This window comes from Acidobacterium sp. S8, from assembly GCF_009765985.1.
Lineage (GTDB): Bacteria > Acidobacteriota > Terriglobia > Terriglobales > Acidobacteriaceae > Alloacidobacterium.
Map to the genome: position 1 here is coordinate 148,573 of NZ_LMUM01000034.1, position 15,081 is coordinate 163,653.

Consider the following 15,081-nt stretch of genomic DNA (forward strand, 5'->3'; position numbering starts at 1 on the left):
TACTCTCGTGCTTTTATCCGCGCATTTTGTCGTTCTCGTTTTGTTGGTTGAGAGCCAGTTGCAACACCTGGACGGCGACGCGATCGGCGGCGTGGCGGAGGACATTGCCTTCCTCGGCGAAGTTGCCCTGGATGCAGTGGATGCCCATGGCTTCGATGCGTTCGATATCAGGATCGATCGGCTCCGCGCCTTCGGCGGCGTAGCGGTCCCGTGTTTCTGCTGAGATGGGCGCGGTATTCACCAGGGCGTAGTCGAAGATCGGGCCGCGAGCGTGTTCGTAAATGCGCTTGATGTGCTCGGAAGCGGTGAGGTGCAGGCTTTCGTTAGCCTGCGTCATCAAATTGCAGACATAAACCCGCAGGCCGTGGGCGTTGGTCAGTGCTTCTGGGATTCCTTTGACCAGCAGATTGGTGATGATGCTGGTGAAGAGCGAACCGGGCCCGATGGTGATGATGTCGGCCTGCTCAATGGCTTCGAGGGTTTCGGGCATGGGCGCGGCATCGGGCGGGTCCATGCTCAGCTCGGTGATGTGTTTTTTACTGGCGGTAATGTTGGTTTCGCCCTCGACGATTTCACCGTCGTCCATCTGTGCTGCGAGGGTTACGTTGGCGGTGGTCGCCGGGTAAATGTGGCCGCGGGTAGCCAGAATCTCGGCGGCGAGACGGATGGCCTGTGCGAAGTCGCCGGTCATCTCGGAGAGCGCCGCCACGAAGAGATTGCCGAAGCTGTGGCCTTCGAGGCCGGCTCCGGAACGAAAGCGGTGATTGAAGAGGCGGGCGATGAGGTGCTCATCTTCCGAGAGGGCCACCATGCAGTTGCGCAGATCGCCGGGTGGCAGCATGTTGAAGTCTTTGCGCAGGCGGCCGCTCGATCCTCCGTCGTCGGTAACGGTGACGATGGCGGAGAGATGGCTGATGAGGCAGGGGTAATCATCGCATTCGGGCTGGGTGGCCCCCGGCGAGGGAACGAAACGCTTGAATCCTCGCAGCAGGGTGGAAAGGCCGGTTCCACCGCCCATGGCAACCACGCGCAGACTCACTCTTTCTGCGGCGGAGAACGAGGCGGGCGAGGGTGCAGCGGTCGCTTGCTTCATGAGCGGCTCAAAAAAGAGTGTATCGGAAGAGGAATGGTCAGGGCTCCTTCTCAGCAGGTTGCAGGTGAAGTTGCGGATCTGAGGAATCATATCGGCCGTACCCAGAACCAGACGTGTGCCGGAAAGCAGGCTGACATTTCGCTTGTCACAGTGGAGTAATTCGGCAAAATGCGGTCCTTCAGCGATTCCAAGGCGCATGGGTATGGCTCCCACCACTGCACCGATGCGGATGGCGGAAGTTGCTTCTTCCGGCGCCGTATTGTCATCATGCGCGATCACTCCCGATGCAGTGGACATGCCTCCGCTGCCGGCTGGGAGAACCGAATGAAGGGGCACGCGTAAGGAGTCCGGCGCCGTGATTTCGAGGATGTGAAGGGCGAGCGCGGTGCGTGAATGATCTTCGCAATCGGCACTCTCTATGAGAAGCCCTAAGGACGATTCCGGAGAAGATTTCGTGTGCCGCACTGCCGAGACAACGTTGCCGTAATGGTTGCTCCAAGGAAACAGAGTGCAAGCCGGGACGCTCCACCATGAAAGCACTCTGGCCTGGAAGGCTTCACCGACCCTGGTGTGTCCGGCATCGATGCCAGTGACCAGTTTGGCTTCAAGATAGCCGGAAGCTGGCTGCTGGATATTCTGCGCGAATGACGCTGCGGTGGCACCAAGGCATAGGATTCCCAGAAAAATCAGCAGATGAATTGTCTGACGATCTGGAGCTCTCAAATTCTCTTTCCACGGGCAGCTAGGGCGTCTCCGGATACAGCAACTCGGTGAAGCGCGGATCGTCTGCCATGTCCTGAAAATCGGAGTCGGTGCGCGCCTGGATGCGGTTCTTCGGATTGAGCTGAATGGCTGTCGTCAGATGCTCGAGGCACTCCTCAGCCTGTCCGGTCATGCTGTCGAGGATAGCCAGCCCGTAGTGTGCGTAGTCGGCCGAGGGGTTCTTTTTGAGAATGCCTTCGAGCTGGTCGCGGGCATCTTCGTAATCTCCAGTATTGAGCAGCGAGATAGCGTAGTCATACTGCTCGCCGGGTGTGGCGAATGCGAGTGCAGCATGGCTGGCGTGGCGCTGACAGGCTGCCAGATAAACGCGGGAGCGGTCAGCCAGCGCAAGAGGTGCGCTCGCGCTGAGCTTTTCGAATGCGACGCGGGCCTTCTCGTATTTGCCCTCTTGCATGAGCTGTACGGCACCCTGGAAATGTTCCACCGCCTGAAGCTGCGCCTTATCTGCTGCTTTATCGGGTTCGTGCTTTACTTTTTCAGAAGTTGCGCGAATGGTGCGGCGGGCTCCAGCACCGTGACGTGTATCTTGCATATGAATGATTTCCCTTGGTTTCCCTGGCATATGCGCGCTCTCAAGCGAGCATTTAGAAATTTCCCGCTGAATTCGTTTTTATACGCAGAACCGTGCTTCGAGTCAACCGCACGCCCCGCCAGTCGGGAGTGCAGGAACTCCATTGTCTGCCATACTGATGCCGATTCCCCAGATGGAACGGCTTCGATCGCACTCTTTCCAGCTTGTCGCGCAATGACTTAATATCCACTTCGTACATATCAGACCATACAGCAAGTTCAGTCCCCGCCGGGTCGGCGCGATCAAGCGGGAACGTACGTCAACCGAATCACGTCCTCGCCAATTCGATCGCTGGCAACAAGGCGGAGCGGCGGTCGGGGGCCGGAGAAGAATGGCGTGCCGCGACCAAGCACGACGGGGTGGAGGTAAAGTCGATACTCATCGATAAGACCAAGGTTGGTTAGGCTTCCGGCCAGGTCCGGTCCGGCAACGTCAATCTCCCCATCCAGCTGAGCCTTCAGCTCACGTATCACCGCCTCGAAGTCATTGCCGACAAGTGTGGCGTCGGGGCCGACCGATTTCAACGAGCGCGACACAACCCACTTCCGCTGGCCCCGCCACACCGCCGCGAAGTCGCGGTCCTCCGCGTCCCAGTCCGGAAGGTCATCGTCCCAATACCGCATGATCTCGTACATGCGGCGACCGTACACAACGCCCGTCAAGCCGCGCGCCTGCTCTATGAAGTGACGGGAGAGCGCAGGGTCCGGCGGTCCTATTTCCAGGTGGTCGACGTAGCCGTCCAGGGATTGGCTCAATCCATACACGAGCTTTGCCATGGTACAAAATCTTACCCCAGGTTCTTGAGAATAGCTTGAGCCGACGTTCCGCAGAATTGAGGTCGGATACGATCTGCTGCGAAACAGGCGAAGTTACGACTTCTCCAGCGAAGACGCAGTCTCGCGATAGTGGTCGCGGAATCCGGGCGAAGCTGTATCGAGTGGAGTTTCATCGGGAGCGACCAGAACACCCTGCTGTTCGGCCCAGCCCGGGAGCACCTGGCTTCCGGTGATGAGGCGGGCGCCATGGGTGAAGGTGAAGTAAGTCCATGCCCAATCAAAGAAAACGGTAATGCGGTTTCGGAAGCCGATAAGGAAATAGATGTGGATGGTGAGCCATGTCATCCAGGCGGGGAAGCCGCTCCAATGAGCCTTGAACGGCCATTTGATGTTGGCTACAGCGGCGAGACGGCCAATGGTAGCCATATCGCCCTTGTCGAAGTAGCGGAAGGGCTTGCGTGGATGGTGTTTCAAGTCCTGGTTAACCATGACCGCCACGTGATCGCCCATCTGCATCGCGGGTTGGGCGACGCCCGGCACCTGCTTGCCGTCCTGCTCGAAGTGCGCGAGGTCGCCGCAGATAAAGATTTCCGGATATCCGGCGGGATTGAGTGTGTCGTTGACCATGACGCAGCCGCGGCGGTCGGTTTCTACGCCGAGAAGCGCGCCCAGGGGCGATGCCTGAACGCCGGCCGCCCAGATCGTGACGACCGCATCGAGTCGGTTGCCGCTCACGGTGACATACCCGGGCTTCACATCGGTAACTTTTGCGCCGGTGTGTACCTCAACGCCGAGATCGGCCAGTTGTTGCACCGCTTTCTGCGAGAGGTCCTCAGGATAGGCCGCAAGGATTCGCGGCCCGCCTTCGAGGATGAGAACCCGCGCTTTGGCGGGATCGATATGGCGGAAGTCGTGGCGCATGTATAGCTTAGCGATGTCGGAAATGGCTCCGGCGAGCTCTACGCCTGTGGGGCCGCCGCCGATAATGACGAAGTTCAGCGGGGGGTGCGAGCCTGTTTCCAGCATCTGACGCTCAGCCAGCTCGAAGGCCAGCAGGACGCGGCGGCGAATCTCTGTGGCGTCTTCGATCGTTTTGAGCCCTGGAGCGGACTCTGCCCAGGCATCGTTGCCGAAATAGGAGTGCGTCGAACCTGTAGCCAGGACCAGATAGTCGTATTCCATTTCGACGCCGCTCTTCATAGTCACACGGCGCTGATCTCTATCGAAGCTTATTACCTCGTCCATCAGCACTTCCGCGTTCTTGTACCCGCGCAGGATGCTACGGATGGGCGTGGCGATATCCGCGGGAGAAAGTACGGCCAGGGCCACCTGATAGAGCAGCGGCTGGAAAGTATGGTGGTTGCGGCGGTCGATGACCGTGATGTCGACAGGCAGTTTCGCCAGGGCCAGTGACGCATGAAGCCCGGCGAATCCTCCGCCGACGATCAGCACTCGCGGCCTGCGCCCCTCCTCCACCGCGGGAATTCGCACCAAGGCTGCGCTCGCAGTCGTACCCATCTCACCCTCCTCAAAAAAGTTAAGCCTAAAAGTAGAGATGCCGCACACAGGCTAATCGACGCCAGCGAATTGGACTGATGCATGTGGTGAACACCGGGATAACCGCCCGAGACCATGCCGCATCTCCCTACTTGATTCGAGGGAGATGAAAACATGAGCGATCGGGAAGAGCAATTCAAGCAGCTAAAAGCCAACGTTGAAAAGGCGCTCGAGGAACTGACGCAAGTTTCCTCAACGCACGATCCTGAAAGCTCCGAAGTGAATGAGGCCAAGGAACGCCGTGCCCAGGCCGAAAAAGCACTGGTCGACTTCAGGGCTCAGGAGCCGTGAACGGAATCATACACATCGCCGGTCAGGGTTCAGGGATGTTGATCAATTTCAAAGTTCAGAACTGCCACATTTCCGGTTACAGCGGTGACGCCCAATCGCGTGGGCTGACCGTTGCCGCTGAGCGGAAACAAGGTCACCAGGCCGTCTGAGCCGGATGTTGCCTGGACCGACTGCGAAGCAAGCTGTGGGGCCGCCGGGCATCTTCCCTGTGGGGGACAGTCTGAAGTCCATTGCCACAGAGTTTCATAGAAGGTCACAACGCCTCCCGCCATGGGATGGCCGACCGCATCCGTGACCCGTAAAACCACCGGGGCTGGAGTCGCGCTCGCAGCCAGGGTCTGCCCTGCGCCGCTGACAGCGACGAGTGCCGCCACCTCCGCATGGACGCTGTAGACCTGATACGTGGCGCACACAGTGTTGCCGGGTAGACACGCATACAGAGGTGTATCCGCGCCCTCTGCCAACGGCCCGATGTTCAGGCTCGTTGTTGCGATTCCGTTCTGATCTGTGAGACTCGTTGCTGACGCCGGCGCGGCTGCGCTGGGAGCGGTCCAGACGACGCTTTGGCCGGGAACTGGAACGCCGTTGCTTAATACCTCGACCTGGGGGGACCAGGATGCGGTGGCTCCAATGGCAATATAGAGTGCCGGCGTAAGGGGCGCGATGGAAGGCGGCGCACTGCCGCTGAATTCGGTGATGACACTGGCGCCGTCACTCAATGACGCCGTGACCTGGGCAAGAGCGGTTGAAGTCGCGGAGATATTCATGGTCGCGATGCCGTCACCGCCCGACATCACACTGCAGGTTGGCTGGCCGCAGCCGAGAACGGCGGTTCCTTCGCTTACGGTGAAGGTCACGCTCACGCCTGCGGCTGGGGTCTGAACATCCGGAGCGAGCGCTTTGACTGTGAACGGGGTGGGAACGCCGCTTGGAATCGTTCCGAAGGGTGCCGTGACGATACTGAGCGCATCGCCGCCCATCGCGTCATAGCTGAGACCGTCCTGAATTGCGGTGACGGCGAGCGTGGCGGGATCGCTGACTGTCAACAGGACTACTCCATTGGCCCCATTTGCGGGAGGCGCAATCGCCGTAATTTCAGTGGGCGTGACGCTGGTGACGGCCGCGGCAACTCCGTGAACGGTGACTATGGAATTTGCGCGAAAACCTACGCCGCGGATGGTAATAGGGCCGCCGCTGAGTGCAAGGCGCGTCGGCGTGACGCTGTCAGCGTACAGCAGGCGGCCGCGGTAGAGATAGTCGGGGCGTCCATCACCCCGGCTGTCAGCGACCCCAAGGCGCAGCGATCCCTGGGCCACTGTCGCAATGGAGAGAGTCGTCAGGCCGGTCTGGTCGCCGTTGAAGGGCTGCACCGTGGCGCTCACCGGCGATGTGCCTGCTGCGTCGCTTCCATTCCAGGCGCCGAGGACGAGCCGCGCCTTGTCCTGTGCAGGCTGGCCATTGGGATCGAGAGCCTGCACCTCAACGGTGAGCTCGCGATTCGGGCGCACTGGCCAATCGAACCAGCCTGTGTGTCCGTAGCTGGTGATTCTGCCGGTCCACTCGCCCGCTGCCGGAATGCGCGCCGGGGCGGTTTCCGTGCCGTCGTTGCCGGTGAACGATTCGTCGGCGGAATCCTGAATCACCACGTCCTCAGTGGTGGTAGTTCCCGCAGTCAGGCCGTGCAGTGTGATCGTCGGCATCGTGCCTGAGGGGCTGACCTGCCCCTGTGTGTAGGGGCCTACCGAATACCCGGCGGAGTAGAGCGGATTGATCGCTTCAAAACTGAGCTGGTAGTCCGAGATGGTCATGCCGACCGGCAATGGAACTCCGCTCAAATCGAACTGGCCTTCGAGAGTCTGATCATCGCTACCGTATTTGTTGAAGGGATTTCCCTGACTGTCATTCGCTCCGTTTACCGGGTCAGGAGCCGCGCCCTGAAAGAATGCGCCGCTCACAGCAGTGACGGTGTAGCGGATATCGGGCGTGCTGGTTCCGGGTTTGAGCGGACTAAGCACGACATTGACACCCTGCATGCCTTGACCGGTGCTGAAGTGGATTGTTCCCTTCACTGAGATGGTGGCGGCTGCCGTGACCTTCTTGCCGGGAAAGCTGCTCTGGTTGGCTGCGGTGACGGTATAGAGCCGGCTGATCGAAGCGATATCGTCATAGCGCAGAGTCAGGCCGCTGGTGGTGCAGGGAATTCCGGTGATGCTGCAGACGTATTCGACCGGATGCATAAGGGGCCATCCTGCGATACCATCTGCGGTGATCTGATCGCCCGCGAACATCGATTCGTTCGCCTGCGACCAGTCGAGCCCGAGAATTCTGCCGAAACCACGCACAATTTGATACTGCATGATGTCGAGCTGGCCGTTGTTCTGCGCGCAGAGGCCATTGAGCAGCATGAGGGCGTGGGCGATGGTGCCGTCGGTTCCAACATTGTCGACGATCGTCATGACACCGTTGTCGCGGCAGTCGCCGGGATCGCTGGCGCCCTGTCCAAAGAATGCATTGATCACCGATCCGTCGGCATCGTAGACGATTGCCACCGGTTTGGAGGTAGCCGTCGATTGAATATCGGTGGGCATGGTGATGCCGCTTGCAGTCGCAATGACGTTGGAACCGGTCACGTCTTCGTTGAGATTGCCGCCGTTGGTGATCGAGACGCCTGCTGTTGGCACGCTGTTCCAGACGGCAGCTGATTGCGCGATGAAGCTGGTCATGTAGGTGTGATACCCGAGAGAGGAAAGGGCGTTCTGGTCGAGGTAATACGAGATGGCTCCGTTCTTCCAGTGAACCGGCTGGCCTTTCGCCGAAGAATTGAAGTAACTGGAGCCGGCAACCCACCGCGGTCCGCCTGCAAAGGCGAGATGTGCGAGAGAGAAAACCAGAAGCCAGATCGAGAACCTGTAACCGCTGCGAAGCATGGCTCTATTCGGCCATGAAGCAGGAAAACTTTAGCCGTAAAAGAGGTGTCACCGGCACGGTGGTTTCAGTCTGGAACGGCTCGTATAAGGCGGTTTCAAGACGGGAATTGCCCCGAAAAAATTGGATTGACAGGCTTTCCGCGGTCAGATTTCGGGGAAGAAATCAAAGAAAGCGTCGATACTCTGGCGCAGCTGCGCCTCGATCTGTTCCCGCGATCCCTCAAGGATGTGCATCGTCACTCGTGCTGAGTTGCCGTTTTTCAGTTGAATGGGAGCGTCGCTCACCTGCTCGATTTCATCCGCGGGCAGGAGCCGTAATCCATAGACTAAAGTCAGGTTTGCCATAGGGGTATATTAGCGCCGCGCATCTTTTCCGGGCACCGGGCATCTACCATCTACCGGTCAAACGGTACAATCAAATTCGACCGTTCATATGTCAGACACGATACGCGACACCGTTATTATTGGCTCCGGCTGCGCCGGACTCACCGCCGCCATTTATACCGCCCGCGCCAACCTGAAGCCGCTTGTGCTTGAGGGCCACGAGCCGGGAGGACAGCTTTCGATTACGACTCTGGTGGAGAATTTCCCCGGCTGGCCAGAGGGCATCCAAGGGCCGCAGCTCATTGAGAACATGAAGCTGCAGGCGACGCGCTTCGGCGCAGAGTTCCGCATGGGGCACCTGGCCTCGGCTGATCTGTCGAAGCGCCCGTTTGCGCTGAAGATCGGCAGCGAGACGATCCATACCCGAACACTGATCATTGCCAGCGGTGCATCGGCGCGTTGGCTGGGCCTGCCGTCGGAACAGGCGTTGATTGGGCACGGGGTCAGCTCCTGCGCAACCTGCGATGGATTTTTCTTTTCCGGCAGGGAGATTGCCGTAGTTGGCGGCGGCGACTCGGCGATGGAAGAAGCTCTCTTCCTGACGCGATTCGCAGAGAAGGTGACGCTGCTGCACCGTCGTGAGCAGTTCCGCGCTTCGCGCATCATGCTCGACCGCGCGATTGCCCACCCGAAGATCCAGTTCCGTGCAAACACCATTATCGAAGAAGTACTGGGCGTCGAGCAGAAGGAAGTATCCGGCCTTCGCATCCGCGATATTGTGACCAATGAAGAGTCGACCCTTCCTATCAGCGGACTCTTTCTCGGTATCGGCCATATTCCCAACGCGAAGATGTTCGAAGGCCAGATCGATCTCGACGAGGACGGCTATATCAAGACGCATGATTCGGTCTTCACCAGGGTCGCCGGCGTCTATGCCTGTGGCGATGTGCAGGATCGCCGTTATCGCCAGGCGATTACCGCTGCCGGCTCAGGCTGCATGGCTGCGCTGGAAGTTGAGAAGTATCTCGAAGAGCACGGCCGTTAAGTGCGGGATTTGTATACCACTGGATTGAGCGCCGGATCGTTGTACATTTTGAGCTGGCGGTAGAGCTTGAACCGGCGTTCTCCAGCGAGTACCTGCTGCCAGAGGCGATCCAGACAACCAACAAGATCGCTGCGCTGCATGGTGAGGATTTCCAGGCGCTCACGATTGCGTTCGGCATGACCCGCCGGAGCACCGGGCCGTTCGATTTCTTCTGCCGTGTGAAAAAGCTTCAGCGCGAGGATCGAGAGCCGGTCGATTATAAGACCAGGGCTTTCCGAGTGCAGCTCGGCTTCCGGATTCGGCAGGTTCGCGGTCCGCAGATTCTCCAACAATAAAATGTCGCAGCGCTCGGCAAGATCATTGCGGCGCTGATTGATGCGATCGATGGCGCGCTTCACTTCAGCCAATTCGTGATCGGTGGCCTGCGGTGCGCGAGCCCTGTCTTCGGTGTGCCAGAGCTCGAAATTCGCAAGATGCTGGGCGAAGACGGTTGCTAGGAAGTCGCTTGAGGGCGAGAGTGGGACGTCGGGCGCTTCCGCGTGCCACAGTGCGGTAAGAGTGTCATGCTGCCGGGCAATTTCTTCGGCTGAAAAGATCATGGAGTCAGGTTGAGGCATAGTTGCAACGAGGCGGCCTCGCTGTTGTCGCAGAGGTGCGCCAGCCCTTATGGTAGAGCCAGTCCATAACAGATGCGAGGCTACTGATGAAATTTGCTCGAATCGTATTCTGGCTTGCTGGCGCGTGGGGCTTTCTGGTTCTCACGCCAATGTATTTTCTCTATGACACAGTGGGCAGGCAGACGCCTCCACCCTTGACCCATCCCGGCTTCTATTACGGGTTCGTTGGGGTGGGACTGGCTTGGCAGCTAGCCTTTTTCTTTATCGGTTCGGATCCGGTTCGGTATTGCCCGATGATGATTCCGGCAATGGCGGAAAAGTTTCTTTATGGCGCAACGCTGGTCGTGCTTTACTTGCAGGGACGCATCGGACCGAAGGAAATGTTCGGAATGGCAGATATTATCCTGGGTCTCTTCTTTGTGATGGCATTCTGGCGGACACGCGCGCTACCGCGAAATTCCGCCTGACAGGCGAGATGGAATTTCGACGATGAACGAGCGAATTCTCTGTATTTCGACATACGAAAAAGGGCAGGCGTTTATGCGCCGGTGTGCGGCAATGGGTTGCCGCGTGGCGCTGTTAACAGTCGAAAAGCTGAAAGACGCCGATTGGCCGCGTGACATCTTGGAAGAGCTCGTGACCATGCCGGCCAATCTTTCCTTAGAACAGATCATCCACACTGTGACCTACGTCGCTCGCGGCTGGAAGATCGACCGCCTTGTGGCGCTGGATGAGTTTGACATGGAAACGGTGGCCGCTCTGCGCGAGCATATGCGCATCCCCGGCATGGGCCGCACGACCACGGCATATTTTCGAGACAAACTGGCCATGCGGTTTGAGGCGCAAAGGGCCGGGGTGCTGGTGCCGGAGTTTTCCCCGGTGCTCAACTACGACGATTTGCGTGTCTACATGGACAACGTGCCCGGGCCATGGGTTTTGAAGCCACGCGCCGAAGCGTCAGCAATCGGCATCAGGAAAATTCACGAACCGGAACAACTGTGGCGCACGCTCGATGAACTGGGCGACCGGCAAAGTTACTATCTTCTGGAACGGTTTGTCCCCGGCGATATTTATCATGTCGACGCGATTACCAGTGAGCGGCGAGTGATGTTCGCCGAGGTCAGCCGCTACGGCAAGCCTCCGATGCAGGTAATGCACGAGGGTGGGGTATTTACGACACGGGTCGTGGACCGCGCAGGCGACGACGCGCGGCAACTTATTGCCCTGAACGCGCGGCTGATTCCCGCACTGGGTATGGTACGGGGAGTGACGCATGCCGAGTACATTCGCGGGAGAGACGGCAGATATTATTTTCTCGAGGTGGCAGCGCGTGTCGGCGGGGCCTTTATCGCCGACGTGGTGGAATTCGCTACCGGCGTGAACCTCTGGGAGGAGTGGGCGCGCATTGAAGTGTGCTCAGTGCGTGGAGAGGCGTATAAGCCGCCGGTCCAGTTGCGGGATTATGCGGGGAGCGTGCTGTGCCTGGCCCGTTCCGCCGATCCGGATGTCTCCGCCTTCGATGCGCCGGAGATTGTCTACCGCATGAAGAAACATCACCACGCAGGCCTCATTGTGAGGTCAGAAGACCCCGAGCGCGTGAAGACGCTGCTGGACGACTATGGAATGCGCTTCGCCGAGATGTACCTCGCGGTGCAGCCTGTTCCCGACAAGCCGACCGCCTGACCTCGGATCCGGAACAACGCAAGTTTCCTCCCCTATGTAGAAAACTATATAATGCCGCTCTCGCTCGTGTTCAGAGATCGCCGGGCGGATAGTTTTCTGCGTGAGGTGAACATGAGGCTTATCGGAAGCAAAGTGTCCAATCGCTTTTGGATTGTTGTTTGTGTTCTCGCATCTGCTGGGCGAGCACAGATGGCTACTTCGCAATATGACAATGCGCGGACCGGGGCTTATCTCAATGAAACCCGGTTAACGCCGCAAAACGTCAATCCAAAGCAGTTTGGAAGGCTTTTTACTCTGAAAGTAGACGGGGACGTATACGCGCAGCCGCTCTTCCTGGCCGGCGTGCAGATCCCGGGCAAAGGGCGGCATGATGTCGTATTCATTGCGACGGAGCATGACAGTGTCTACGCATTCGATGCCTACGGAAATCCCTCCACGCCGCTGTGGCAGGTCAGCTTCCTCAAAGACGGCGCCTCTACGATTTCGGCACGCGAAGTGGAATGCCCATTTATTGTGCCGGAAGTGGGGATCACACCCACTCCTGTCATGGATGCGAAATCAGGCACGCTCTATGTGCTTGCCCGCACCGAGCAGACACATTATCTTACCCGCGATTTTCACCAGAAACTTCACGCTCTGGCAGTAACAACCGGAGTAGAAAAATTTGGAGGCCCAACGGAAATACACGCTACGGTGCATGGCCAGGGAAACGGCAGTTCGGGCGGCAATGTGGCTTTCGAGCCATTGCGAGAGAATCCTCGGGCGGCCTTATTGCTTGCAAATGGCACGGTTTATCTCTCCTGGGCGTCTTCCTGTGATGTCGGCCCTTATCACGGCTGGCTCATGGCATACGATGCCCATACCCTGCAACAGAAGGCCGTATGGAATGCCTCACCGGATGCGGATGACAGCGGCATATGGGCGAGCGATACAGGACCTGCGGCAGATAAAGATGGCAATGTTTATGTCGCCACCGGCAACGGACTTTTCGACGCAGCCGGAGGGGCCTACGATTATGGAGATACATTCTTAAAACTGAGTGGGCAGACTCTGAAGCCCGTGGATTACTTTGCTCCTTATAACGTGAAAGAACTCGATGCGAATGATGGTGATCTCGGCTCTGGCGGGCCGATGCTCCTGCCGGACCAGCCCGGACCGCATCCGCACCTCGCCGTTGTTGGCGGCAAAGATCCGCTCATTTACGTGCTCGACCGCGATCATCTCGGCCACTATCGCGCGGCAGGCAATACCCAGGCAGTGCAGACGATTCCAACGGTCGGTGGAATTTATGGATCGATGGCTTACTGGAACCATCATGTCTATGTGCTGAGCAGCGGCGATGCGCTGCGCGACTATGCGGTAGTGGATGGAAAGCTGATGCCGAAAGCAGCCAGCAGTTTCAAATTCGCAGACCATGCAGCCACCCCTGTGGTTTCCGCGAATGGCGACAGGAATGGAATTGTCTGGGTAGTGAGTTCAAAGGGTTGGAATTCTCCGAGCAGAACGGCGGTTCTGCACGCGTGCGATGCGGCAAACATCGGACATGAACTTTACAACACTGACCAAAATTCCGCTCGCGATCGGGCAGGCAGCGCGCTTCGATTTAACATGCCGACGATCGTGAATGGGCACGTCTATGTGGGCGCCAAAGGCGAAGTCGATGTCTATGGTTTGCTTCCGGTAAAAAACCGATGATGCGTTCGTCACAATACCGAACGATTTGCGCGCTTGCCGTTATCGCATTGTGCGCCGGGTGTCGCAAGCCTTCAGCGGAAAACGGGGCTGTGCTCTTCAGAAAGAATTGCGGCGGGTGCCGCACGTCGCAACCTGGCCAGGTAAAAGCTGCTCCTGTGCTCGACGGATATTTCAAGAGAAGTCCGCGGCCCAGTCTCCGTCAGACAAAACGGACGATCCGAGACGGAGGACGTTTTATGCCTCCGTTTCGCAACCGGTTGTCATCGGACCAGGTAGACGATCTGATCGCTTATTTGAAGAGCTGTCCATAAACCAGAGAGCAAAGGAGCAGGACAGCTAAAATGGACGAGCAGGAACTTCGCATCGAAAGGAAAGTATCTGTGAGCGATACTGCTTACCAGTTTCCCCATCGCCGCTATAATCCGTTGCGCCAGCAATGGGTGCTGATTTCTCCGCACCGCACGCAGCGCCCGTGGCAGGGAGAAGTCAATCCGTCTTCCGGATTTTCGGATGTGCATTACGATCCCACCTGTTACCTGTGCCCGTGCAATGAGCGCGCAGGGGGACATCTTAATCCCAACTATGAAAACGTATTCATTTTCGATAATGACTACGCTGCGCTGCTGCCGGACTCACCCGCGCCTCAAACATCTGGCATGCCGGAGCTGCTGCGCGCTGAGCAGGAACGTGGACGTTGCCGGGTGCTCTGCTTTCATCCCGACCACAGCCTGACCGTCGCTCTCATGGAGGAGCAGGATATTCTCGGCGTGGTAAACGCATGGGTGGAACAGTACAAGGAACTCTCGGCAAATCCTGAGATCCGTCATGTGCAGATTTTCGAGAATCGCGGCGCCATGATGGGGGCGAGCAATCCGCATCCTCATTGCCAGATATGGGCGACCGAGCATGTTCCCGATGAGCCCGCCCTCGAAACCGAGTCACAGAAAGCATATAAGGCCGAGCATGGCTCGTGCCTGCTTTGCGATTACCTCAAGACGGAAACGGACGCGAAGACACGTATCGTTTGCGAGAACGACGAATTTCTGGCGGTGGTACCGTGGTGGGCAGTGTGGCCGTTTGAGACGCTGGTGCTGGCGAAAAAGCACGTTGGATCAATGGCCGAGTTCTCGGATGCTCAGCGCGCCGCTCTGGCCAATATTCTCAAGCAGACGACGACGCGCTACGACAACCTTTTCGAGACGAGCTTCCCTTACACAATGGGATTTCACCAGACGCCGTGCGATGGCGAAGAGCATGGTGAATGGCATTTCCACGCGCATTATTATCCGCCGTTGCTGCGTTCGGCTACGGTGCGCAAATTCATGGTGGGTTTCGAAATGTTGGGAATGCCGCAGCGGGATATCACGCCGGAAAGCGCGGCTGATAGGCTGCGCTCTGTTGCAGCGGTTCATTTTACAAAGAAATAAAAAAGCGGATCGACCAAAGTCAGATTGTCATGATTCAAGCCGCAAACCATTGATCTTATTGATTTCATGGTGAGCTCGCTGGGATTCGAACCCAGGACCCACGCCTTAAAAGGGCGTTGCTCTACCAACTGAGCTACGAGCTCACGGAAAATTCCGCTACTTCAAAAATAACATAGAAGTGACAACACCTTGCATGAGACCAGTCATTCTTATCGAGGGTGATTGTGTTGCGAGTTGCTTCAGGCGCGGCATCTCACCATGAAGGGGCACCTGAAACCTTGATGAAGGAAGA

14 protein-coding genes and 1 tRNA gene are annotated in these 15,081 nt (G+C 58.0%); 7 read left to right on the plus strand and 8 right to left on the minus strand.

Annotated features, from left to right (window positions below):
- Positions 1 to 13: 13 nt before the first annotated feature.
- From yvcK to GSQ86_RS15900, 4 genes are all read right to left on the minus strand, one after another.
- Positions 14 to 1,816: a uridine diphosphate-N-acetylglucosamine-binding protein YvcK gene (gene yvcK, locus GSQ86_RS23990; protein ID WP_371720665.1), complete on the minus strand. Its 1,803-nt coding sequence runs from the start codon at positions 1,814 to 1,816 to the stop codon at positions 14 to 16.
- Positions 1,817 to 1,835: 19 nt separating this feature from the next.
- Complete coding sequence (locus GSQ86_RS15890) at positions 1,836 to 2,408, minus strand: tetratricopeptide repeat protein (RefSeq protein WP_158750923.1); 573 nt, start codon at positions 2,406 to 2,408, stop codon at positions 1,836 to 1,838.
- Positions 2,409 to 2,689: 281 nt separating this feature from the next.
- Positions 2,690 to 3,223, minus strand: a complete 534-nt coding sequence (locus tag GSQ86_RS15895; protein WP_158750924.1) for a dihydrofolate reductase family protein — start codon at positions 3,221 to 3,223, stop codon at positions 2,690 to 2,692.
- A 93-nt stretch (positions 3,224 to 3,316) separates the two neighbouring features.
- Positions 3,317 to 4,741 carry an NAD(P)/FAD-dependent oxidoreductase gene (locus tag GSQ86_RS15900; RefSeq protein WP_158750925.1) on the minus strand — a complete coding sequence of 475 codons (1,425 nt, stop codon included), beginning with the start codon at positions 4,739 to 4,741 and terminating at the stop codon, positions 3,317 to 3,319.
- A 153-nt stretch (positions 4,742 to 4,894) separates the two neighbouring features.
- Here GSQ86_RS15900 and GSQ86_RS15905 point away from each other — a divergent pair, with 153 nt between their 5' ends.
- Positions 4,895 to 5,071 (plus strand): hypothetical protein, encoded by a 177-nt coding sequence (locus GSQ86_RS15905; protein WP_158750926.1) that lies wholly within the window; start codon positions 4,895 to 4,897, stop codon positions 5,069 to 5,071.
- 29 nt (positions 5,072 to 5,100) lie between these two features.
- On the opposite strand, the gene GSQ86_RS15910 is transcribed toward GSQ86_RS15905, so the two are convergent.
- Positions 5,101 to 7,998, minus strand: coding sequence for an IPT/TIG domain-containing protein (locus tag GSQ86_RS15910; protein WP_158750927.1), 2,898 nt, complete (start codon positions 7,996 to 7,998; stop codon positions 5,101 to 5,103).
- A gap of 144 nt (positions 7,999 to 8,142) precedes the next feature.
- Positions 8,143 to 8,343 carry an allantoinase gene (locus tag GSQ86_RS15915; RefSeq protein ID WP_158750928.1) on the minus strand — a complete coding sequence of 67 codons (201 nt, stop codon included), beginning with the start codon at positions 8,341 to 8,343 and terminating at the stop codon, positions 8,143 to 8,145.
- Positions 8,344 to 8,431: 88 nt separating this feature from the next.
- Between GSQ86_RS15915 and trxB the strand changes: the two genes are divergently transcribed.
- A complete protein-coding gene (trxB, locus tag GSQ86_RS15920; RefSeq protein ID WP_158750929.1) occupies positions 8,432 to 9,367 on the plus strand; it encodes a thioredoxin-disulfide reductase in 936 nt (311 codons plus the stop codon).
- On the opposite strand, the gene GSQ86_RS15925 is transcribed toward trxB, so the two are convergent.
- Complete coding sequence (locus tag GSQ86_RS15925) at positions 9,364 to 9,966, minus strand: DUF4254 domain-containing protein (protein ID WP_158751530.1); 603 nt, start codon at positions 9,964 to 9,966, stop codon at positions 9,364 to 9,366. The genes trxB and GSQ86_RS15925 overlap by 4 nt on opposite strands.
- A gap of 104 nt (positions 9,967 to 10,070) precedes the next feature.
- On the opposite strand from GSQ86_RS15925, the gene GSQ86_RS15930 reads away from it, so the two are divergent.
- The 5 genes from GSQ86_RS15930 to GSQ86_RS15950 all read left to right on the plus strand — a co-directional run bounded on the left by GSQ86_RS15930 (position 10,071) and on the right by GSQ86_RS15950 (position 14,789).
- A complete protein-coding gene (locus tag GSQ86_RS15930) occupies positions 10,071 to 10,451 on the plus strand; it encodes a hypothetical protein (protein ID WP_158750930.1) in 381 nt (126 codons plus the stop codon).
- A 22-nt stretch (positions 10,452 to 10,473) separates the two neighbouring features.
- Positions 10,474 to 11,667: an acetyl-CoA carboxylase biotin carboxylase subunit family protein gene (locus tag GSQ86_RS15935; RefSeq protein ID WP_158750931.1), complete on the plus strand. Its 1,194-nt coding sequence runs from the start codon at positions 10,474 to 10,476 to the stop codon at positions 11,665 to 11,667.
- Between the two features lie 189 nt (positions 11,668 to 11,856).
- On the plus strand, positions 11,857 to 13,362 hold the full coding sequence (locus GSQ86_RS15940) for a pyrrolo-quinoline quinone (protein WP_158750932.1): 1,506 nt from the start codon (positions 11,857 to 11,859) through the stop codon (positions 13,360 to 13,362).
- Positions 13,362 to 13,673 carry a cytochrome c gene (locus GSQ86_RS23995; RefSeq protein WP_371720677.1) on the plus strand — a complete coding sequence of 104 codons (312 nt, stop codon included), beginning with the start codon at positions 13,362 to 13,364 and terminating at the stop codon, positions 13,671 to 13,673. Before GSQ86_RS15940 ends, GSQ86_RS23995 begins: the two co-directional genes overlap by 1 nt.
- Positions 13,674 to 13,742: 69 nt before the next feature.
- Positions 13,743 to 14,789 (plus strand): UDP-glucose--hexose-1-phosphate uridylyltransferase, encoded by a 1,047-nt coding sequence (locus GSQ86_RS15950; protein WP_254062433.1) that lies wholly within the window; start codon positions 13,743 to 13,745, stop codon positions 14,787 to 14,789.
- A 67-nt stretch (positions 14,790 to 14,856) separates the two neighbouring features.
- Here the strand turns inward: GSQ86_RS15950 and GSQ86_RS15955 are convergent.
- Positions 14,857 to 14,932: transfer RNA gene (locus GSQ86_RS15955), tRNA-Lys, on the minus strand.
- Positions 14,933 to 15,081 lie beyond the last annotated feature (149 nt).

Bases quoted from the DNA above. Each gene is read 5' to 3' on its own strand.
- GSQ86_RS15900 (WP_158750925.1), bottom strand. From the start codon at position 4,741: ATGGGTACGACTGCGAGCGCAGCCTTGGTGCGAATTCCCGCGGTGGAG.
- GSQ86_RS15930 (WP_158750930.1), top strand. From the start codon at position 10,071: ATGAAATTTGCTCGAATCGTATTCTGGCTTGCTGGCGCGTGGGGCTTT.
- GSQ86_RS23995 (WP_371720677.1), top strand. From the start codon at position 13,362: ATGCGTTCGTCACAATACCGAACGATTTGCGCGCTTGCCGTTATCGCA.
- GSQ86_RS15890 (WP_158750923.1), bottom strand. From the start codon at position 2,408: ATGCAAGATACACGTCACGGTGCTGGAGCCCGCCGCACCATTCGCGCA.
- GSQ86_RS15940 (WP_158750932.1), top strand. From the start codon at position 11,857: ATGGCTACTTCGCAATATGACAATGCGCGGACCGGGGCTTATCTCAAT.
- GSQ86_RS15915 (WP_158750928.1), bottom strand. From the start codon at position 8,343: ATGGCAAACCTGACTTTAGTCTATGGATTACGGCTCCTGCCCGCGGAT.
- GSQ86_RS15895 (WP_158750924.1), bottom strand. From the start codon at position 3,223: ATGGCAAAGCTCGTGTATGGATTGAGCCAATCCCTGGACGGCTACGTC.
- GSQ86_RS15905 (WP_158750926.1), top strand. From the start codon at position 4,895: ATGAGCGATCGGGAAGAGCAATTCAAGCAGCTAAAAGCCAACGTTGAA.
- GSQ86_RS15935 (WP_158750931.1), top strand. From the start codon at position 10,474: ATGAACGAGCGAATTCTCTGTATTTCGACATACGAAAAAGGGCAGGCG.
- trxB (WP_158750929.1), top strand. From the start codon at position 8,432: ATGTCAGACACGATACGCGACACCGTTATTATTGGCTCCGGCTGCGCC.
- GSQ86_RS15925 (WP_158751530.1), bottom strand. From the start codon at position 9,966: ATGATCTTTTCAGCCGAAGAAATTGCCCGGCAGCATGACACTCTTACC.
- GSQ86_RS15910 (WP_158750927.1), bottom strand. From the start codon at position 7,998: ATGCTTCGCAGCGGTTACAGGTTCTCGATCTGGCTTCTGGTTTTCTCT.